Raw genomic sequence first — 19890 nt, 5'->3', positions numbered from 1 at the left:
GCCGGGGCGGAGACACACTTCGCCCGCGGCTGATGACATAACCCTGCAATGGCGGACTCCCATCCGCCGTTGCTGTTTTTTCTCCAACCAGGCCTGATGCATGAAAAACGCAACGTTCTATCTGCTGGAAACCGATACGCCGGTCGGCGGGCTGAGCGCGCAGGAAGCGCTGGTCTGCGATCTGGCGGAGGCCCGCTGGCGTGACGGCAAACGCGTGCTGATAGCCTGTGAAGACGAAGCGCAGGCTATCCGGCTGGACGAGGCCCTGTGGCAACGCCCCGCCAGCGCCTTTGTGCCGCATAATCTGGCCGGTGAAGGCCCGAAATACGGTGCGCCGGTCGAGCTGGCCTGGCCGCAGCGCCGCGGCAATGCACCGCGCGATCTGTTGATCAGCCTGCTGCCGCAGTTTGCAGATTTTGCCACCGCTTTCTATGAAGTGATAGACTTCGTACCCTATGAAGAATCTTTGAAACAGCTGGCGCGCGATCGCTACAAAGTGTATCGCAGCGTTGGATTCCACTTGAATACGGCAACGCCGCCCTTGCCACCAACGACATAGCAGAACATGGAAAAGACATATAACCCGCAAGATATCGAGCAGCCGCTTTACGAGCACTGGGAAAAGCAGGGCTACTTCAAACCAAATGGCGATACCAGCCAGGAAAGCTTCTGCATCATGATCCCGCCGCCGAACGTCACCGGTAGCTTGCATATGGGTCACGCCTTCCAGCAGACCATTATGGACACCATGATCCGCTACCAGCGTATGCAGGGGAAAAACACCCTGTGGCAGGCGGGGACCGACCATGCCGGTATCGCTACCCAGATGGTGGTTGAGCGCAAAATCGCTGCCGAAGAAGGCAAAACCCGTCAGGACTACGGCCGCGACGCGTTTATCGAAAAAATCTGGCAGTGGAAGGAAGAGTCCGGCGGCACCATCACCCGCCAGATGCGCCGCCTCGGCAACTCGGTTGACTGGGAGCGCGAGCGCTTCACCATGGATGAAGGCCTGTCCAATGCGGTGAAAGAAGTATTTGTGCGCCTGCATAAAGAGAACCTGATCTATCGCGGCAAACGCCTGGTCAACTGGGATCCTAAACTGCGTACCGCCATCTCCGATCTGGAAGTGGAGAACCGCGAATCCAAAGGGTCAATGTGGCACCTGCGCTACCCGCTGGCCGACGGGGTGAAAACCGCCGACGGTAAAGACTATCTGGTCGTCGCTACCACCCGCCCGGAAACCGTGCTCGGTGATACCGGCGTGGCCGTGAACCCGGAAGATCCGCGCTATAAAGATCTGATCGGCAAGTTCCTGGTGCTGCCGCTGGTTAACCGCCGTATTCCCATCGTTGGCGATGAACACGCCGATATGGAAAAAGGCACCGGCTGCGTGAAGATCACCCCGGCGCACGACTTTAACGACTACGAAGTGGGCCGCCGCCACAAGTTGCCGATGATCAACATCCTGACCTTCGACGGTGATATCCGCGAATCCGCTCAGGTGTTTGATACCAACGGCGAAGAGTGCGACGACCACGGCACAGAGATCCCGCTGGCGTTCCAGAAGCTGGAGCGCTTTGCCGCGCGTAAAGCCATTGTGGCCGCCATGGACGAGCTGGGCCTGCTGGATGAAATCAAACCTCACGATCTGACCGTACCTTACGGCGATCGCGGCGGCGTGGTCATCGAGCCAATGCTGACCGACCAGTGGTACGTGCGTACCGCACCGCTGGCGAAAGTCGCGGTAGAAGCGGTAGAAAACGGCGATATCCAGTTCGTACCTAAGCAGTATGAAAACATGTACTTCTCGTGGATGCGTGATATCCAGGACTGGTGCATCTCCCGTCAGCTGTGGTGGGGTCACCGCATTCCGGCCTGGTACGACGCTGAAGGCAACGTCTATGTGGCACGTAACGAAGCGGAAGCGCGTGCGGAAAACAATATCGCCGACGACGTGGTGCTGACCCAGGACGAAGACGTACTGGATACCTGGTTCTCTTCCGGTCTGTGGACCTTCTCCACCCTCGGCTGGCCGGAGAATACCGAAGCGCTGCGCACCTTCCACCCGACCAGCGTGCTGGTCAGCGGCTTCGACATTATCTTCTTCTGGATTGCGCGCATGATCATGCTGACCATGCACTTCATCAAAGACGAAGACGGCAAGCCGCAGGTTCCGTTCAAAACCGTGTATATGACCGGCCTGATCCGCGACGACGAAGGGCAGAAGATGTCCAAGTCGAAGGGTAACGTTATCGATCCGTTGGATATGGTTGACGGTATTTCGCTGGAAGATCTGCTGGAAAAACGTACCGGCAATATGATGCAGCCGCAGCTGGCGGAGAAAATTCGCAAGCGCACCGAGAAGCAGTTCCCGAACGGTATTGAGCCACACGGCACCGATGCCCTGCGCTTTACCCTGGCGGCGCTGGCCTCGACCGGTCGCGACATCAACTGGGATATGAAGCGCCTGGAAGGCTACCGCAACTTCTGTAACAAGCTGTGGAACGCCAGCCGCTTTGTACTGATGAACACCGAGGAGCACGACTGTGGCTTCAACGGTGGCGAACTGGAGCTGTCGCTGGCGGATCGCTGGATATTGGCTGAGTTTAACCAGACGGTGAAAGCCTACCGTGACGCGCTGGACAGCTATCGCTTTGATATCGCTGCCGGTATTCTGTACGAGTTCACCTGGAACCAGTTCTGCGACTGGTATCTGGAGCTGGCTAAGCCGGTGATGAACGGCGGTACTGAAGCCCAGCTGCGCGGCACGCGTAATACGCTGGTAACGGTGCTGGAAGCCCTGCTGCGCCTGGCGCATCCGATTATTCCATTCATTACCGAAACCATCTGGCAGCGCGTGAAAGTGCTGAAGAACATCAGCGACGACACCATTATGCTGCAGCCGATGCCGGAGTTTGATGCAGCTCGCGTGGATCAGGTGGCGATGGCGGATACCGAGTGGCTGAAGCAGGCGATTGTCGCGGTGCGTAATATTCGCAACGAGATGAACATCTCTCCGGCCAAGCCGCTGGATGTGCTGCTGCGCGGTGCCAGCGATGATGCGGCTCGCCGCGTGACTGAAAACCACAACTTCCTGAAGACGCTGGCGCGTCTGGATAAGCTGGAGCTGCTGGCCGCCGGTGATAAAGGTCCGGTGTCGGTGACCAAGCTGGTTGACGGTGCCGAGCTGCTGATCCCGATGGCCGAGCTGGTGGATAAAAACGCCGAGTTGGAGCGTCTGGCGAAGGAAGTGGGCAAGATTGACGTTGAGATGGAGAAGATTACCGCCAAGCTGGGTAACGAAGGTTTTGTTGCCCGTGCGCCGGAAGCGGTTGTCGCTAAGGAGCGCGAACGTCTGGCTGACTTCGAGCAGGCTAAGATCAAGCTGATTGAGCAGCAGGGCGTGATTGCCGCACTGTAAGTTTTCTCAGCGAGTCTGATGATGAAAAACCGCCGTCTGTTGATGGCGGTTTTTTTTGCCCTATTCCGCCGCCCGAATCACCTTAATTCGCTCCGGCATATCCGGGTGAGTGCTCATCCATTCTGGTAAACTCAGCCCGCGACTCTCCTTCTCGCCCGACTGCTGAAGCTGACCGTAAATTTCCGCCATCGCCGACAGCGACCGCCCCTGCGCCTTCATCTGCGCAATCGCATACGCATCCGCTTCCCGCTCCATGCCGCGCGAAAACTGCATCTGATGCACGAAAGCAGCCGACTGTAACAGCGTATCACCAATGCCGCTGACGTCACCGGTCAGCCACATATAGCTCAGCGATATCAGCGACGAACGCACCAGCATCCGCATCGGGTGGCGGTAATGATGATGGCCAATCTCATGCAGCATCACCGCCGCCAGCGCATCGTCGCTTTTCGCCATGCGCACCAGATCGTCACTGACCACCAGCGTGCCGTCCGCCAGCATAAAGGCGTTCGCGCCGCCGTCGAAATGCATAACCTTCAACCGCAGCGGCACCGCGTCCTGCTTCATCTCACCGGGAATAACACGGCTAAACAGACGATCCATGCGCTGCTGCTGCTCCGGCGTCAGTTTGCCGTCGCTAAAGCCGCTGCTCTGCAACAGCGTCAGAGTTTGCTGCCCCACCTGCCGCTCCACGTAAGCCGGCATATTTGAAGCCAGCGCGCTGCTGGCGGCAGGCAGGATGACCCAGACATACAGAGCGATAGCGGCCAGCGTCGCCAGCAGGGTCAGCCCAACGCCCCGACGATGCCGCTCCAGACGATGAACCAGCCCCGGACGGTGGCGCTGCTGCCACCACTGACGGAATGCGGCATCGTCATCCGGCACAAAGCGCCCACCGTCGGCAAAGCTCAGTGTCAGCGGGATAGTCCCCAGCGCATCGGATACCGTTATCGCATTGAGTAACGTAATCTGCTGCTGCCCGTTGCAGTCCAGTACCAGGTGCCGCTCATGCAACGTGAGACGGGCAGCCTCGCGAGCTGCCCGTCCGGGAGATTGATAGTAGCCGTTAAGCTGCAAAATCAGATTCCCGCATTCAGATCGAAAGCAGAAACCACCTCTTCCGCCACCGCTGTTCGGGCCGAGTCGTGGTGGGCTATCACTTCTTCCAGCGAAATATCGCCCTCCAGCTCGGTGCTGTTAGCCAGATAGCGCGCAAGGCGGATTTCAGCAATCGGGGCACCCAGGCCGAGAGTGAAGATCACGATCAGCGTGTTAGTCAGCGTCAGAGCCAGGAAAGCGCCCGTTGACAGCGTTGATTTCAGGCGCAGCTTATCGCCCAGCCGGGTCTGGCCGAAAACATAATTGCGTTGAGCCACCACTAAATAAGCGGAGGAGACTAAGCCACCGAACAGAATGACCAGGAAGGTCAGGAAAATATTCAGCACGTTGCCGGCCATCATATTACCCAGCATTTCCGGATCGCTGACGCCCATTGCCGAAGCATAGATGATCGAGGCAAACAGAGAACCAATCAACAGGCCACCGATAATCAGGAACGGCAGCATAATCAGGAAGCTGATCAATACCATTTTAATAAATGTCTTTTTGCTCAGCTCGGCTTTAAACGACAGCTGACCAAATGCCATATTATTGATATACAGATCGTGATTCAGCGCAGCAACAGTCCCCTGTATTGCCGCCAGCCCCACCAGATACAGTACGAAGCAAATCACGCCGACGGTCATTGTGGTGCTGATATTACCGCTGGTCGCACCTGCCGCGCCGATCATGCCGACCACCAGTAACAGTGCCAGAATCATCAGCACCGGTGCCAGGTACATCGTCCAGTACGCGCGGCCAATGCGGCAGTGGTAGTTAAAGCGTACGCCGCGGAAGCTGCTCATCAGCGCGTTGTAGCGCCAGCTGCGGATTACGATCCACGGGATGAGTGCAAAGAAGGCAAGCATCGCTACCAGAGTCAGGGTCGGGGAGATAGAGGAAATAATAAAGAACAGCAGCAGACCAATAAAAACAATAACGCGGCCAATAAGCAGATTGATTGGGCGTGCGTGATAATCAAAACGATCGCCGGCAATTTCAGTATTACCATAGAAATAGCGGCGGCGGCGTACGGTGGCCCAGGCAGAATATATCCCTAACGTCACCATGGTCAGTAATGCATTGACTAACCAGATTGAGAAATATTCGCCTGCGCGGCCGTGAAACAGCACCGGATGGCGCTGAGAATGCGAGGTATTGTTTTCCATTAGATTTTCTTCCTGAAAATAAGAGAGCTAAATAATAGTTCAGAATATGAAAGCGGTATAACTGCCTGCTATTTAATCATGGTGCCGATGGCCAAACAATGGAATAGTTATCATTAAGATTAACCCTGGTATTGCCGGGAGATCACTCATCCGCGCATTGCATCATCGCCTCAGCAATGTTATTACACTTACCTGCTGCCGAACTGCTACGAGCCTGATTTATGACAACCGCGATTCAATCTACCCTGACTGTGCAAGTACGTCCGATTACGCTTGCTGATAATCCCCATATTGCTGCGGTGATCCGTACGGTTTCTGCTGAATTTGGCTTAACGGCGGATAAAGGCTATACGGTTTCCGACCCGAACCTCGATCGTTTGTATGAGCTGTACAGTGAGGCGAACAGCGCCTACTGGGTAGTAGAAGTGGAAGGTAAGGTGGTTGGCGGTGGCGGTTTGGCTCCGTTGCAGGGCGGTGATGCGGACGTTTGCGAATTGCAGAAGATGTATTTCCTGCCGGAGGCTCGCGGTCTTGGCGTGGCACGAAATCTGGCATTGCAGGCGCTGGAGTTTGGTCGTGAGCGCGGGTTTAAACGCTGCTATCTGGAAACCACCGCGTCACTGACGCGCGCGATTCGCCTGTATGAGCATCTTGGTTTTCAGCATATTGATGGCCCGATGGGTTATACCGGGCATGTGGATTGTGAAGTCACGATGCTGAAGGTGCTTTAATTTTGCTTGAGTCGCCTGAACGCTGGTGCTTTCGCTGAATGGTGTTGATTAAGATTTGATGTTATTTGCCTGAGTCGCCTGAACTTTAGTGCTCTCGCTGACTGGTGGTGGCTTCGGTCGGGCGGGTCCTCGCGCCGCGTTGCGGTCCCTTCTCTTCGTTCGTCAGCCTGTCGGACCGCCACAGACTGGGCTTCCTGCCCAAACCGTGCCTTTCGCCCACATCCGTGTGGGCGAATCCTGGCTTCCTCTCTCCGTTCAGCGCTGCGGATGCACCGACCGAAGCCACCGCCAGTCCGCTGATAACGTCTGTGTTGCATGAAAAAACGGACACACCAACCAACAGCCCATCAGCAAATAAAGTCTGTGTTACCCGGAAAAGCGGACAGACCGACCAACAGTCCGTCGGCAATTAAAGCCTGTTTTACCAGGAAAAACGCGCACCCTGTGTGAAGGGAGAGCGGCCTCTGCGGCTGACGGACAATCCGCAGCGCTGAGGAGCAGGCTGTGGGGCCGGAGAGACCAGCAGGGATGCTGGGCTCAGGCGCAGCGCGGGCAGGACGCCCGCTCTGCGCCGATCCGAAAGGCCCGCAGCCGAAGCCGAAGGTACCGCGAAGCGGCGCGAGGACCGTCCGGCAGCCGCAGAGGCCGCACTCCGTACTCCCAGGCTAACCAGCTAACCAGCTAACCAGCTAACCAGCTAACCAGCTAACCAGCGATAAATTAAAAATCCGGCATCCCACTATGGAAACGCAGTTCGCTATCCGGCTCGCTGATTAAGCGGGCCTCGGTTTCACCAAACTTCCGTACCCGCGCGCTGATATCCTGCCCGGAAATCAGCGTCGCCAGCGCCAGATAGTCCTGATAGTGCCGCGCTTCCGAACGCAGCAGCGAGACGTAGAAGGCCGACAGCTCGTCATCCAGATACGGTGCCAGGCTGGCAAAGCGCTCGCAGGAACGCGCTTCGATATAGGCGCTGCAAATCAGCTTATCCACCAGCGTCTGCGGCTCATAGGTGGCGACTTCTCGCAGCAGCCCTTTGGCATAGCGGCTGGCGGTAATTTTCGCATAGGGAATATTCCGCGCCTGCATAATCTCCAACACCTGATAAAAATGATGCAGCTCTTCTTTGATCAGCAGCACCATCTTATCCACCAGCTCGTCGCCGTAGGGCGCTTCTTCGCGGGTAATAATGGTTTTAGACAGCGCCCGGTGCTGTTCAAGAAACGTCAGGTCGCTGTGCGAATTGTGGACAAAGTTTTCCCACGGCTTCAGCCACGCCAGCAGCGCATCGCCGCTGGCTTTATCGGCCACGTACTTACGGATCAGCCACATGGCGGTTTGTGCCGCTTTGAGCTCACAGACCAGGTGATCGGTCAGCAGCAGGGCCAGATTTTGCGGTTTACGCGCTTCGTCGATCCACGCCTGCGGTGTGCGGCAAAGCAGGAAGCCGTGAATGGGAGCAAGGAGATGTTCGATATTCATCATTCGGACCAGAGAGGAAAGAATCAGCACGCCGCAGATAGCCTGCGGCGTGCACTATGCGGGATTAGTGACGTACGCCGTTGTCTTCCTCGTCGTCTGCCTCATCTTCACCGTCTTCATCCTCGTCCTGAGCATCAGGATCTTCGAAGTAGGTGCCCCAGCCATCGTAATCAACGTTGAATTTCGCCACCAGATCCACCAGCTGTTCAACCTGCTTGTCGATCAGATCCGCGTTCAGCGCACCTTCGCTCAGGATATCGCAGCACATTACGGTGGTGCCGTCTTCCAGCTCCAGCTCTTCCGGCTCGGTGACTTCATAACCCAGTTTGAACGCTTCTACCGCCGCCTTCTCCAGCGCGTCAAAGCTGTCGCAGGAAAAATGATGCTCAATCGTATACAGCGCATCAGGATCGCTACCGTCTTCCAGCAGCTCTTCGATAATTAACCGCGTCTCTTCACGCTGCTCAGCCAAAAATGCTTCATTAGCCATGATCCGTTCCTTAATTTATGGGTCTTGTTTGATTATTTTCCCACAGCGCCCTCTGCGCCACTACCTTTATACAAAAGTTTCTGCACGCCGGGGTTGAAAATGAATATTCATACGGTTAGATTGAATTTAAATTCATTAAAGATTACCTGGAGTGCTTTATGAGTCATCTGTACCAACGTCATTTCCTCAGGCTGCTGGATTTTACCCCCGCCGAAATCAACGGCTTACTCGCTCTGGCCTCAACGCTTAAGACCGATAAGAAAAACGGTGAAGAAATTCAGCATCTGAAAGGCAAGAATATTGCGCTCATCTTCGAAAAAGACTCGACCCGTACCCGATGCTCTTTCGAAGTTGCCGCTTACGACCAGGGCGCTAACGTCACCTATCTTGGCCCAAGCGGTAGCCAGATCGGCCACAAAGAGTCGATGAAGGACACGGCTCGCGTGCTGGGACGGATGTATGACGGTATTCAGTATCGCGGCCACGGCCAGGCGCTGGTGGAATCGCTGGCTGAACATGCCGGGGTGCCGGTATGGAACGGTCTGACCAATGAGTTCCACCCGACCCAGCTGCTGGCCGATCTGCTGACCATGCAGGAACATCTGCCGGAGAAAGCCTTCAGCCAGATGACCTTCGCCTACGTTGGTGACGCACGTAACAATATGGGTAACTCCATGCTGGAAGCGGCGGCGCTGGTGGGTCTGGATCTGCGCCTGGTCGCACCGAAAGGCTGCTGGCCGGATGAAAAGCTGGTGCAAGAGTGTCGCACAGCGGCAGAGAAGACCGGTGGCAAGATTACCCTGACCGAAGACATTGCGGCCGGTGTAAAAGGCGCTGACTTTATCTATACCGACGTCTGGGTTTCCATGGGCGAGCCGAAAGAGGTCTGGGCCGAACGTATTACGCTGCTGCGTAGCTATCAGGTCAATACGGCGATGCTGGAACTGACCGGTAATCCTCAGGTGAAGTTCCTGCACTGCCTGCCCGCTTTCCACGACGATCAAACCACGCTGGGCCAGCAGATGGCACAACAGTACGATCTGCACGGCGGTATGGAAGTCACCGATGAGGTGTTTGAATCTGCGCACAGCGTAGTGTTCGATCAGGCGGAAAACCGTCTGCATACCATCAAAGCGGTGATGGTAGCGACGCTGGCAAAACTGTAGTAATCCGGCGGGAGGCAAACGATTACCCGGCGCGCGATTTTCACTTGCCGTGCCGTTTCGAATGCGTATAATGCCCCCCGTTTGCCGGGAGGAACCATGCCACAGAACGCTATCAACATCACCGTTCACCCACGTCTGTACACAGGCGGGCAGTGCCGTTTTTCCTTCCGTTGCAAGATCGATCATCAGAAGAAAGCCCCTCATTGAGGGGCTTTTTTTTGTCCTTTTTTCAGTACCGGCACGCGTAGAGGAGAGTGAACATGGCGACTATTGCCAATCCGCTATATCACAAACATATTATTTCGATTAACGATCTCAACCGTGAAGAGCTGGAACTGGTGCTGCGCACCGCCGCCAGCCTGAAGGCGAATCCTCAGCCGGAACTGCTGAAACATAAAGTGATTGCCAGCTGCTTCTTCGAAGCATCGACCCGTACCCGCCTGTCGTTTGAAACGGCGATTCACCGCCTCGGTGCTTCCGTAGTGGGCTTTGCCGACGGCAGCAACACCTCGCTGGGTAAAAAGGGCGAAACACTGGCGGATACCATTTCGGTGATTGGCACCTACGTCGATGCGATTGTGATGCGCCATCCGCAGGAAGGCGCTGCACGCCTGGCGACCGAGTTTTCCGGCGGCATCCCGATCCTGAACGCCGGTGACGGCGCGAACCAGCATCCGACGCAGACCCTGCTGGATTTGTTTACCCTGCAGGAAACGCAGGGCCGTCTGAACAACCTGCACGTGGCGATGGTCGGCGATCTGAAATATGGCCGCACCGTTCACTCGCTGACTCAGGCGCTGGCCAAGTTCGAAGGCAACCGTTTCTACTTTATCGCGCCGGATGCGCTGGCCATGCCGACCTACATTACCGATATGCTGGATGAAAAAGGCATTGTTTGGACCCGCCACGATAATATTGAAGAGGTGGTGCCGCAGGTGGATATTCTGTATATGACCCGAGTGCAGAAAGAGCGCCTGGACCCGTCGGAATACGCTAACGTCAAGGCCCAGTTTATTCTGCGCGCCAGCGACCTGGCCCACGCCCGCGACAATATGAAAGTGCTGCATCCGCTGCCGCGCATCGATGAGATCGATACCGACGTCGACAGCACGCCTTATGCCTGGTACTTCCAGCAGGCAGGCAACGGTATCTACGCACGCCAGGCGCTGCTGGCGCTGGTACTCAACAGCGAACTGGATAATCAGGAGAAACATGATGACGCACGATAATAAATTACAGGTAGAAGCGATTAAATGCGGCACCGTGATTGACCATATCCCGGCGCAGGTGGGCTTTAAGCTGCTTTCCCTTTTCCGCCTGACCGAAACCGATCAGCGCATCACCATCGGCCTGAACCTGCCGTCCGGCGAGATGGGGCGCAAGGATATCATCAAGATCGAGAATACGTTCCTCACTGACGATCAGATCAACCAGCTGGCGCTCTACGCGCCGCACGCCACGGTTAACCGCATTGATGATTATGACGTGGTGGCGAAAAGCTCACCGACTCTGCCGGAGCGCATTGAGCGCGTGCTGACCTGCCCGAACAGCAACTGCATCAGCCGCAACGAGCCGGTGTATTCCAGCTTCGCGGTGAAAGCACGCAACGCCAGTCTCTACCTCAAGTGCAAATACTGTGAGAAAGAGTTTGCCCACCATGTGGTTATGGCGAACGACTGATTCCTGTTTGCAGGCTTGAGCCGATATGGTAAATATCGCTGGGGCGCGCTAAGTCGCCCCGCAAACCTCAGACACATTCAGGAGAAACTATGTCTCGCGAAATCAGTACTGAAAACGCCCCGGCAGCGATTGGTCCCTATGTTCAGGGCGTCGATCTCGGCAGCATGATTATCACTTCTGGCCAGATCCCGGTAGATCCAAAAACCGGCAGCGTGCCCGATGATATTACCGCGCAGGCGCGTCAGTCGCTGGAAAACGTACGGGCCATCGTGGAAGCGGCCGGTCTGAAAGTCGGTGATATTGTGAAAACCACCGTATTTGTGAAAGATCTGAACGACTTCACCACGGTGAATGCCGCATACGAAGCCTTCTTTACCGAGCATCAGGCCAGCTTCCCGGCGCGTTCCTGCGTGGAAGTGGCTCGTCTGCCGAAAGATGTGAAGATTGAGATCGAAGCGATCGCCGTTCGTCGCTAAAGGTGCGGGCGGAGGCTTCCGCCCCGCATTGACCGACCGGGGAAATCAGGTCAGCAGCAGGGTCAGGTCATCCTGACTGAAGCTGGCCGGTTCGCTCAGTTCATCCGCCAGGATCTCCCCCGCCAGTTCTGCTTTATGCTGCTGTAACGCCACCACTTTCTCTTCAATGGTATCCGCCGCAATCAGCTTGTAAACAAAGACCGGCTTATCCTGACCGAGGCGATAGGCACGATCGGTCGCCTGATTTTCCGCCGCCGGGTTCCACCAGGGATCGTAGTGGATCACCGTATCCGCCGCCGTCAGGTTCAGCCCGACGCCGCCCGCTTTCAGGCTAATCAGAAACACCGGGACTTCGCCCTGCTGGAAGCGCCGTACCGGCTCATTGCGATCGCGGGTACTGCCGGTCAGGGTGACAAAATCAATCCGCGCGCGCTGTAGCTCTTCCGCAATAAGGGTCAGCATCGAGGTGAACTGCGAGAAGATCAGAATACGGCGATCTTCCGCCAGCAGATCGTTGAGCATTTCGCGCAGCAGCTTAAGCTTGGCGGAGTGCTTCACTTTTTCCGCCCGCACGTCCTCCACCAGCCGCGGATCGCAGCAAATTTGCCGCAGTTTCAGCAGTGCGTCCAGCACCAGCAGATGGCTCCGCCCCGCGCCCTGCTGCTGCACCGCCAGCTGCACCCGATCCTGCATCGCCGCGCGCACCTGGTCATACAGTTCACGCTGCGCACCTTCCAGCGGCACGCTGCGCACGATGGTGTTTTTTGGCGGCAGCTCTTTCGCCACTTCCTGCTTGCGGCGGCGCAGCATAAACGGCCGCACACGCTTCGCCAGCAGGTCACGACGAGCTTTATCACCGTTACGCTCAACCGGGACCCGCCACTCCTGCATAAAGTCACGCTCGCTGCCCAGGAACCCCGGCAGCAGGAAGTCAAACTGCGACCACAGCTCGCCGAGGTGGTTTTCCAGCGGCGTACCGGTCAGGCACAGACGATGACGGGTCTTCAGCCCGCGGATCACCGAAGCCGCACGTGAAGCGCTGTTTTTCACGTACTGCGCCTCGTCGAGGATCAGCATGTGGTAGGCGTGTGCGACCAGCTGCGGCTGATCGCGCCACAGCAGGGAGTAGGTGGTAATCACCACATCGTACTGCTCCACCTGCTCGAAGAAATCTTTACGCTGCGGACCGGTCAGTGCCAGCACGCGCAGGTCGGGCGCAAAGCGAGTCGCCTCGCAGCACCAGTTATGCACCAGCGTGGTCGGGACGACGATCAGCGCCGGTCGGTCAAGTCGGCCAGCTTCTTTCTCCAGCAGCAGATGCGCCAGAGTCTGAATGGTTTTACCCAGTCCCATATCATCCGCCAGCACGCCCGCCAGCTGATGTTGACGCAGGAACTGCATCCAGCTGACGCCCTGCAGCTGGTAGTCTCGCAGCGTGGCTTTCAGCCCCGCTGGCGGAGCGACCGGCTGCACGCCATCATTGCCGCTGAGCTTCTGTGACAGCTGATGCACCGCGCTGTCGCTGTCAAAGGTCCAGCGGCTATAGGGATCGCTCTGGCCAAGTCGACCGACGTCCCATGCGGCCAGCCTGAGCGGCTGCGGGTCCTGCCTGTCGAACAGGTCAATCAGGTTACCCACCAGCGGCTTGAGCTGCGCGGCGCGGAACAGCAAACGCCGGTCGCGTTCATCGCGCAGTTCAATTTGTTCATCATCAGGAATCAGGTTCAGGCTGCCGCCCATCCAGCGCCTGTCGCGGGCAAACAGCCCCGCCAGCAGCGGTTCCAGCCTCACGCGCTGGCGCCCCAGTTTCAATGCCAGCTCCAGATCGAACCAGCCATCCTGAGCCTGCACCGCACGCCCTTCAATGGCGTCCACTTCGGTCACGTTCCAGGTAAAGTCGCTGTCCATGCGGATTTTCCAGCCCCGCCTGCGCAGGGCCGGCAGGCCGGTTTTAATAAAATCTCGCCATTCAGCGGGCGTTTCCGGGGCGAAGATCTCCGGTGGCAGCGGCGCAGGGGTATAGATATGGCCCGCCGGGATGGTTTGCAGCCCGGCATGCTCGATCTGCGCCAGCCAGTTCTGTTCTTCTTCTATATGGCGGGCAACGTGATAGTGCTGTCCTTTGCGGTCGCTGAAGCTTTGTGCACGGCTTCCCGCATCGACCCGCACGCCGGCGTAGTCGAAGCTGACCGAGGCGAAGTCCAGGCGTTTCTGCCGGTGGCCGTAGTGGCCGTAACCGCTGATAAACTTGGCCCGGGATTCAAGCTGTAACGTGGGGATCGGCTCGGCGTGGATGGTGTTCAGTACGGCTTTTTCCACGGTCTGCCGCGGGCGCAGATTGGCGAGCATCACCGCGGCGACGTGGCGACAGTTATTTTTTACCGCGCAGCTGCATTCGCCGCTGGCCTGTAGCCTGCCCTGAGGACGGCTGAAATGCACCAGTACGCTGTAAGGCTCTGCCGCTCGCCCGGCAACTTCGCCGGTCAGCAGCCGGTTCTGCCACTGGATATTCTGCACGCTGGCAACCAGATCGCGCGCACGGGCAACGGTTCGTACCCCCAGCCAGCGGACGACCTGATTTTCGTTGTAGGTGACGGACGACATCGTGCAGTTATTCCTGGTTGAATCGGGCAAATACACTTTTGCCCCACGGCAACCGGCAATAATATTAATTCCAGGGGTAGGAATGCAACTGCGACAGCACACTAGCGGGCTAAAAGCAGACTGATGCGGCTTGCCTGCTCAGGTATTCATCCACTGCGGGTCATTTTTACCTCTTCACCGCGCCCTGATTTCCTGCCCCCCTGGAAATATCTGTAGCAATCCATCCAGACGGCTGGCCTGTCTCCCACGCGTCGTAATCTTTGTTTCAGGTCAACAAAATCTCGTTTAAATACGATCAAAGCACTACATATAGCGCTTAATATACCTCTCGAAACCTATATATAGATTTTACAGGAGAGTGGCGGTGGTAACTGAGGTCATCAAACGGGACGGCTGCATTGTGGCTTTTGATCCCGCACGTATTGAGGCGGCGATTCGTGCTGCCGCTCAGGCGGCACGGGTTGAGGATAAGGATTACTGTGCCACCGTCGCCGGTCTGGTCAGTGCTGCACTGGCCGGGCATCAGCGGGTTGATATTGCCGACGTGCAGAAGGCGGTGGAGGATCGGCTGATGGCCGGTGCCTATCCGCAGCTGGCACGCTGCTATATTGAGTATCGTCACGATCGCGATGTCGCCCGCGAGCTACGCGGGCGGCTGAATCACGAGATCCGCGGGCTGGTTGAACAAAGCAACACCGCGCTGCTGAATGAAAACGCCAACAAAGACAGCAAGGTGATCCCAACCCAGCGCGATCTGCTGGCGGGGATCGTGGCAAAACACTATGCTCGCCAACACCTGCTGCCGCGCGATGTGGTCAGCGCCCACGAGCGTGGCGAGATCCACTATCACGATCTCGACTACTCGCCGTTTTTCCCGATGTTTAACTGTATGCTGATCGATCTGCGCGGCATGCTGACCCACGGCTTCAAAATGGGCAATGCCGAGATTGAACCGCCAAAATCAATCTCCACCGCCACCGCCGTGACCGCACAGATTATTGCTCAGGTCGCCAGCCACATTTACGGCGGCACCACCATCAACCGTATTGATGAGGTGCTGGCTCCCTACGTTGAGGCCAGCCTGGAAAAACATCGCCAGGTGGCGCTCAGCTGGCAGATTGCGGATGCCGAAGCCTATGCCCGCAGTCGTACGGAAAAAGAGTGTTACGACGCCTTCCAGTCGCTGGAATATGAGGTCAACACGCTGCATACCGCCAACGGTCAGACGCCGTTTGTCACCTTCGGCTTTGGCCTGGGGGAGAGCTGGGCCGCCCGACTGATCCAGCAGTCGATTCTGCGCAACCGCATTGCCGGGCTCGGGAAAAATCACAAAACCGCCGTGTTTCCGAAGCTGGTGTTCGCCATCAGGGCCGGGCTTAACCGCCTGCCCGGCGAAGCTAATTATGATATCAAGCAGCTGGCGCTGGAGTGTGCCAGCAAGCGTATGTACCCCGATATTCTTAATTACGACCGGGTGGTTGAGGTTACCGGCTCCTTTAAAACGCCAATGGGCTGCCGCAGCTTCCTCGGCGTTTATGAAGAAAACGGGGAGCAGATCCACGATGGCCGCAACAATATCGGCGTGATCAGCCTGAACCTGCCGCGCATTGCGCTGGAAGCGAACGGTGACGAAAAGCGCTTTTGGGCGCTGCTGGACAGTCGGCTGCTGCTGGCTAAAAAGGCGTTGATGACGCGTATCGCCCGGTTGGAAAACGTCAAGGCTCGGGTCGCCCCCATCCTGTATATGGAGGGTGCCTGCGGCGTGAGGTTGCAGGCGGATGAACCGGTTGCCGGTATTTTTAAAAACGGCCGCGCGTCGATTTCCCTCGGCTATATCGGGATTCATGAAACCTTAAACGCCCTGAGCGGCGGCGCGGTTCACCCGTACGATGACATCCGTCTGCGGGAGACCGGGCTGGCGATTGTCAGCCACCTGCGCCAGGCGGTGGAGCGCTGGAAAGACGAAACCGGCTACGGATTCAGCCTGTACAGTACGCCAAGTGAAAACCTCTGCGATCGCTTCTGCCGTCTTGATGCCGCCGAGTTTGGCGTGGTCGCCGGTGTCACCGATAAAGGCTATTACACCAACAGTTTCCATCTGGACGTTGAGAAGAAGGTGAACCCTTACGATAAAATCGACTTCGAAGCCGCCTATCCGCCTTTAGCCAACGGCGGGTTTATCTGCTACGGCGAGTATCCGAATATTCAGCACAACCTGAAAGCACTGGAGGACGTCTGGGACTACAGCTACCAACACGTGCCCTACTACGGCACCAATACGCCGATTGATGAGTGCTACGAGTGCGGATTTACCGGGGAGTTCGACTGTACCAGCAAAGGCTTTACCTGCCCGAAATGCGGTAACCATGACAGCAGCCGGGTATCGGTCACGCGGCGGGTGTGCGGCTATCTCGGCAGTCCGGATGCTCGCCCGTTTAATTCCGGCAAACAGGAAGAGGTTAAGCGGCGGGTGAAACACCTTGCATCAGGTCAGCTGGGGTGAATATCCATCAGTATTACCCGGTTGATATCGTTAACGGACCGGGTACACGCTGCACGCTGTTTGTCTCCGGCTGCGAGCATCAGTGCCCCGGCTGCTATAACCAGAGTACCTGGCGGGTGAACTCCGGGGTGCCTTTTTCCATTGAGATGGAAGAGCGGCTGATCGCCGATCTCAACGACAGCCGCATCCCACGCCAGGGGCTGTCGCTGTCCGGCGGCGATCCGCTGCATCCGGCCAACCTGAGCGATGTTCGACGGCTGCTGAGCCGTGTGCGGCGCGACTGCCCGGGAAAAGATATCTGGATGTGGACCGGCTATCAGATGGCGGAACTGAGCGGACGACAGCAGGAGGTGGTGGCCCTGGTCAACGTGCTGATTGACGGGAAATACGTCCGGGAATTACGCGATCCGGCGCTGCTGTGGCGCGGCAGCAGCAATCAGGTGATCCACCGGCTGCGTTGAAGATCGGCGACGGCGGTGAGATGCGCCCCCTGCTCACGCATTTTTGCGCTACAGTAGCGGTGACCGCCGTTTTCGAGAAGACTCATGAGCACAACTGCCGCCAGCTGGCGACTCTACATCCTGCGCACCGCGAAGGGCATGCTGTATACCGGCATCACCAACGATATAGATCGGCGTTTTAACCAGCATCAGAGCGGTAAAGGCGCGAAAGCGCTGCGTGGGAAAGGGCCACTGGAGCTGCTGTTTCACTGTGAAGCCGGCGATCGCTCGCAGGCATCAAAGCTGGAATATCAGGTGAAACAGCTGAAAAGAAATGAAAAAATCAGGCTGATTACCCACCAGCCTGAATCTTTATCTGCCTGGCTTGAAGGACTCAGAAACGGTTAAACGGCTCGGAATAGCCAATTTCACCCGTTACGCTTTCAAAAGCATCGTCCGCCAGTTTATAGACCTGCAACGCCGTTTCCGTATCTGGCCAGCGGCAATGTAGCTGATGCTGCGCGGCGCTTTCAAAGCCGAACCGCGTGTAAAAGTCCGCATCGCCTAAAACCACAACGGCGGCATAGCCGAACTCATTTAACGTATCCAGCCCTTCATAAACCAGCTGCTTGCCCAGCCCCTGGCCACGGACGCTTTCGTCAACAGCCAGCGGGGCAAGGCCAACCCACTGCCGATCTTCTTCATTCAGCGTGACCGGGCTGAAGGCCGCGTAGCCCAGCACCTGGCCTTCGTCATCGGTGGCAACGACGCCCAGCGTCAACAGCCCGTCTTCACGCAGCTGCTGCACCAGTTCCGCTTCAGCAGATGTCGGGAAACTGCGGCGCAGCAGACCATCGATGCTGGCGGCATCAACACCAATTTCGGTACGAATTAACATGACACACCTGCGCGATCCGGCGAGGAAGTCGCGTCCTCTTTTAGTCCGGCCTCAACAAAGTCGGCCAGTTGCATAAGCCCGAGGCGCATTGGCTTCGGCATGGATTCAATATCGATTGCGTCCATCAAATTCTTCACTTCCAGACCCAGTTCGGTATCGCCTTCAATATGAAGCCGGCGCTGGAAGAACAGCGTGTCGGGGTCCTGCCTGCGTGCCGCAATCAATAACAGGTCGTTGGCATTGCCGCGAAACCAGACGTCGCAGTCGCTGCGCTCGGCAACCAAAAGCTGCCCATTTTCAACCGTGACTGACCAGCGTAGCTCAAGATCGCTAACTTCTATACCCAGCCAGCGATTTTCAAGAAAATCCAGCTCGCCTTCTGCCAGCGCCTGCTGAAACTGCCAGCGTAATAATCCCTGTAATAGCGGCTTTTTCAGCACAAACGGGGTGAATCGCAGTGGGAAGCGCAGCAGCTGCGGCCCTTTACGAACGCAGTGGGTACGTAGCGGGTTCAACACCATTATTACTCCTTACGAAAAATTTCGCCTATTTTGCCACAATGGCAGAGCGCGTCAGGCGGCTGGATCAATAAAATGGGCGAACTATACGGTTTTTAGCAGGGAATCCGTCCCTCATCAATACGCCATTCGATGCCTTAAATCAAAATTTGTCGCCGCTTTCCTCTCTAGAATCATCGATTCTTCTGTCTAATGGGATTGATCCTTATGGAACTGCTGTGCCCGGCCGGGAATCTTCCGGCACTGAAAGCCGCCATTGAAAACGGCGCTGACGCGGTCTACATCGGTCTGAAAGATGAAACCAACGCCCGTCATTTTGCCGGTCTTAACTTCACGGATAAGCGCCTGCAGGAAGCATCCCGCTTCGTTCATCAGCATAAACGCAAGCTGCATGTGGCAATTAACACCTTTGCTCATCCGGATGGCTACAGCCGCTGGCAGCGAGCGGTGGATATGGCCGCCGATGCCGGTGCCGACGCGCTGATCCTCGCCGATATCGCCATGCTGGCCTACGCCGCTGAGCGCTATCCGCAGATTGAACGCCATCTCTCCGTACAGGCCTCCGCGACCAATGCCGCAGCCGTGCGTTTCTATCAGCGTAACTTTGATGTGGCTCGGGTGGTACTGCCGCGCGTGCTATCTATCCATCAGGTTCGCCAGCTCGCACGGGATACTAACGTGCCGCTGGAGGTGTTCGCTTTCGGCAGCCTGTGCATTATGGCCGAGGGCCGTTGCTACCTCTCCTCTTACCTGACCGGCGAGTCGCCCAACACCGTCGGAGCCTGTTCTCCTGCCCGCTTTGTTCGCTGGCAGCAGACCGCTGACGGGCTGGAGTCGCGGCTGAATGAGGTGCTGATCGATCGCTACGAGAACGGCGAAAATGCCGGTTACCCTACCCTGTGCAAAGGCCGCTACAGGCTGGACGGTCAGCGCTACCACGCGCTGGAGGAACCCACCAGCCTGAACACGCTGGAGCTGCTACCGGAGCTGATGGCAACCAATATCGCCTCGGTCAAAATCGAAGGCCGCCAGCGCAGCCCCGCCTATGTGGCTCAGGTGACGCGTATCTGGCGACAGGCTATCGATCGCTGCAAAACATCCCCGGAAAACTTTGTCGCTCAGCCCCAGTGGATGGCGGCATTGTCCGAGCTGAGTGAAGGTACGCAGACCACGCTGGGTGCCTGGCACCGGCAGTGGCAATAGGAGAATTGAAA

Annotated in this window: 18 protein-coding genes; 11 read left to right on the top strand and 7 right to left on the bottom strand. The window is 57.1% G+C overall.

Going from position 1 to position 19890, the window contains the following annotated elements; translation table 11 throughout:
- Window positions 1–100: 100 nt before the first annotated feature.
- Window positions 101–559, top strand: coding sequence for a DNA polymerase III subunit chi (locus tag IBT46_RS16670; RefSeq protein WP_105592979.1), 459 nt, complete (start codon window positions 101–103; stop codon window positions 557–559).
- 6 nt (window positions 560–565) lie between these two features.
- Window positions 566–3421: a valine--tRNA ligase gene (locus IBT46_RS16665; protein ID WP_200546578.1), complete on the top strand. Its 2856-nt coding sequence runs from the start codon at window positions 566–568 to the stop codon at window positions 3419–3421.
- Window positions 3422–3481: 60 nt separating this feature from the next.
- Here IBT46_RS16665 and IBT46_RS16660 read toward each other — a convergent pair whose 3' ends face one another.
- The gene (locus tag IBT46_RS16660; protein WP_200546577.1) at window positions 3482–4498 is read right to left on the bottom strand and encodes a M48 family metallopeptidase; all 1017 of its coding nucleotides are present in this window, start codon (window positions 4496–4498) and stop codon (window positions 3482–3484) included.
- Window positions 4499–4500: 2 nt separating this feature from the next.
- Window positions 4501–5688, bottom strand: a complete 1188-nt coding sequence (locus IBT46_RS16655) for a YjgN family protein (protein ID WP_200546576.1) — start codon at window positions 5686–5688, stop codon at window positions 4501–4503.
- A 221-nt stretch (window positions 5689–5909) separates the two neighbouring features.
- On the opposite strand from IBT46_RS16655, the gene IBT46_RS16650 reads away from it, so the two are divergent.
- Window positions 5910–6419 carry a GNAT family N-acetyltransferase gene (locus IBT46_RS16650; RefSeq protein WP_200546575.1) on the top strand — a complete coding sequence of 170 codons (510 nt, stop codon included), beginning with the start codon at window positions 5910–5912 and terminating at the stop codon, window positions 6417–6419.
- A 720-nt stretch (window positions 6420–7139) separates the two neighbouring features.
- On the opposite strand, the gene miaE is transcribed toward IBT46_RS16650, so the two are convergent.
- Together miaE and rraB are read right to left on the bottom strand one after the other, a co-directional pair.
- Window positions 7140–7901 (bottom strand): tRNA isopentenyl-2-thiomethyl-A-37 hydroxylase MiaE, encoded by a 762-nt coding sequence (miaE, locus tag IBT46_RS16645; protein WP_105593111.1) that lies wholly within the window; start codon window positions 7899–7901, stop codon window positions 7140–7142.
- Window positions 7902–7965: 64 nt separating this feature from the next.
- Window positions 7966–8391, bottom strand: coding sequence for a ribonuclease E inhibitor RraB (gene rraB / locus IBT46_RS16640; RefSeq protein WP_105592974.1), 426 nt, complete (start codon window positions 8389–8391; stop codon window positions 7966–7968).
- 158 nt (window positions 8392–8549) lie between these two features.
- Here rraB and argF point away from each other — a divergent pair, with 158 nt between their 5' ends.
- The 4 genes from argF to ridA all read left to right on the top strand — a co-directional run bounded on the left by argF (window position 8550) and on the right by ridA (window position 11713).
- Entirely contained in the window at window positions 8550–9557 is a 1008-nt protein-coding gene (gene argF, locus IBT46_RS16635; RefSeq protein ID WP_200546574.1) for an ornithine carbamoyltransferase, read from the top strand.
- A gap of 269 nt (window positions 9558–9826) precedes the next feature.
- The gene (gene pyrB, locus IBT46_RS16630; protein ID WP_105593110.1) at window positions 9827–10786 is read left to right on the top strand and encodes an aspartate carbamoyltransferase; all 960 of its coding nucleotides are present in this window, start codon (window positions 9827–9829) and stop codon (window positions 10784–10786) included.
- A complete protein-coding gene (pyrI, locus tag IBT46_RS16625) occupies window positions 10773–11237 on the top strand; it encodes an aspartate carbamoyltransferase regulatory subunit (RefSeq protein ID WP_105592972.1) in 465 nt (154 codons plus the stop codon). The genes pyrB and pyrI overlap by 14 nt, the downstream gene beginning before the upstream one ends.
- 89 nt (window positions 11238–11326) lie before the next feature.
- Entirely contained in the window at window positions 11327–11713 is a 387-nt protein-coding gene (gene ridA / locus IBT46_RS16620; protein WP_105592971.1) for a 2-iminobutanoate/2-iminopropanoate deaminase, read from the top strand.
- 45 nt (window positions 11714–11758) lie between these two features.
- Here ridA and IBT46_RS16615 read toward each other — a convergent pair whose 3' ends face one another.
- On the bottom strand, window positions 11759–14317 hold the full coding sequence (locus IBT46_RS16615) for a DEAD/DEAH box helicase (protein ID WP_200546573.1): 2559 nt from the start codon (window positions 14315–14317) through the stop codon (window positions 11759–11761).
- Between the two features lie 364 nt (window positions 14318–14681).
- On the opposite strand from IBT46_RS16615, the gene nrdD reads away from it, so the two are divergent.
- From nrdD to IBT46_RS16600, 3 genes are all read left to right on the top strand, one after another.
- A complete protein-coding gene (gene nrdD / locus IBT46_RS16610) occupies window positions 14682–16820 on the top strand; it encodes an anaerobic ribonucleoside-triphosphate reductase (protein ID WP_105592969.1) in 2139 nt (712 codons plus the stop codon).
- Window positions 16817–17281 (top strand): anaerobic ribonucleoside-triphosphate reductase-activating protein, encoded by a 465-nt coding sequence (gene nrdG, locus IBT46_RS16605; protein WP_200546572.1) that lies wholly within the window; start codon window positions 16817–16819, stop codon window positions 17279–17281. The genes nrdD and nrdG overlap by 4 nt, the downstream gene beginning before the upstream one ends.
- A gap of 84 nt (window positions 17282–17365) precedes the next feature.
- Complete coding sequence (locus IBT46_RS16600; RefSeq protein WP_105592967.1) at window positions 17366–17668, top strand: GIY-YIG nuclease family protein; 303 nt, start codon at window positions 17366–17368, stop codon at window positions 17666–17668.
- Here the strand turns inward: IBT46_RS16600 and IBT46_RS16595 are convergent.
- Both IBT46_RS16595 and IBT46_RS16590 read right to left on the bottom strand, forming a co-directional pair.
- Complete coding sequence (locus IBT46_RS16595; RefSeq protein ID WP_105592966.1) at window positions 17655–18158, bottom strand: GNAT family N-acetyltransferase; 504 nt, start codon at window positions 18156–18158, stop codon at window positions 17655–17657. The genes IBT46_RS16600 and IBT46_RS16595 overlap by 14 nt on opposite strands.
- Window positions 18152–18679, bottom strand: coding sequence for an SCP2 domain-containing protein (locus IBT46_RS16590; protein WP_200546571.1), 528 nt, complete (start codon window positions 18677–18679; stop codon window positions 18152–18154). The genes IBT46_RS16595 and IBT46_RS16590 overlap by 7 nt, the downstream gene beginning before the upstream one ends.
- 204 nt (window positions 18680–18883) lie before the next feature.
- On the opposite strand from IBT46_RS16590, the gene IBT46_RS16585 reads away from it, so the two are divergent.
- Window positions 18884–19879 (top strand): peptidase U32 family protein, encoded by a 996-nt coding sequence (locus IBT46_RS16585; RefSeq protein WP_200546570.1) that lies wholly within the window; start codon window positions 18884–18886, stop codon window positions 19877–19879.
- Window positions 19880–19890: the final 11 nt, after the last annotated feature.

This window comes from Erwinia sp. S38 (assembly GCF_016624545.1).
GTDB lineage: Bacteria > Pseudomonadota > Gammaproteobacteria > Enterobacterales > Enterobacteriaceae > Erwinia > Erwinia coffeiphila.
Note: the sequence above shows the minus strand (reverse complement) of the source record. Positions and strands in the feature narration are given on the sequence as shown.

Bases quoted from the DNA above. Each gene is read 5' to 3' on its own strand.
- IBT46_RS16615 (WP_200546573.1), bottom strand. From the start codon at position 14,317: ATGTCGTCCGTCACCTACAACGAAAATCAGGTCGTCCGCTGGCTGGGG.
- miaE (WP_105593111.1), bottom strand. From the start codon at position 7,901: ATGAATATCGAACATCTCCTTGCTCCCATTCACGGCTTCCTGCTTTGC.
- IBT46_RS16655 (WP_200546576.1), bottom strand. From the start codon at position 5,688: ATGGAAAACAATACCTCGCATTCTCAGCGCCATCCGGTGCTGTTTCAC.
- pyrI (WP_105592972.1), top strand. From the start codon at position 10,773: ATGACGCACGATAATAAATTACAGGTAGAAGCGATTAAATGCGGCACC.
- IBT46_RS16600 (WP_105592967.1), top strand. From the start codon at position 17,366: ATGAGCACAACTGCCGCCAGCTGGCGACTCTACATCCTGCGCACCGCG.
- rraB (WP_105592974.1), bottom strand. From the start codon at position 8,391: ATGGCTAATGAAGCATTTTTGGCTGAGCAGCGTGAAGAGACGCGGTTA.
- IBT46_RS16585 (WP_200546570.1), top strand. From the start codon at position 18,884: ATGGAACTGCTGTGCCCGGCCGGGAATCTTCCGGCACTGAAAGCCGCC.
- IBT46_RS16670 (WP_105592979.1), top strand. From the start codon at position 101: ATGAAAAACGCAACGTTCTATCTGCTGGAAACCGATACGCCGGTCGGC.
- IBT46_RS16595 (WP_105592966.1), bottom strand. From the start codon at position 18,158: ATGTTAATTCGTACCGAAATTGGTGTTGATGCCGCCAGCATCGATGGT.
- argF (WP_200546574.1), top strand. From the start codon at position 8,550: ATGAGTCATCTGTACCAACGTCATTTCCTCAGGCTGCTGGATTTTACC.
- IBT46_RS16650 (WP_200546575.1), top strand. From the start codon at position 5,910: ATGACAACCGCGATTCAATCTACCCTGACTGTGCAAGTACGTCCGATT.
- IBT46_RS16665 (WP_200546578.1), top strand. From the start codon at position 566: ATGGAAAAGACATATAACCCGCAAGATATCGAGCAGCCGCTTTACGAG.
- IBT46_RS16590 (WP_200546571.1), bottom strand. From the start codon at position 18,679: ATGGTGTTGAACCCGCTACGTACCCACTGCGTTCGTAAAGGGCCGCAG.
- ridA (WP_105592971.1), top strand. From the start codon at position 11,327: ATGTCTCGCGAAATCAGTACTGAAAACGCCCCGGCAGCGATTGGTCCC.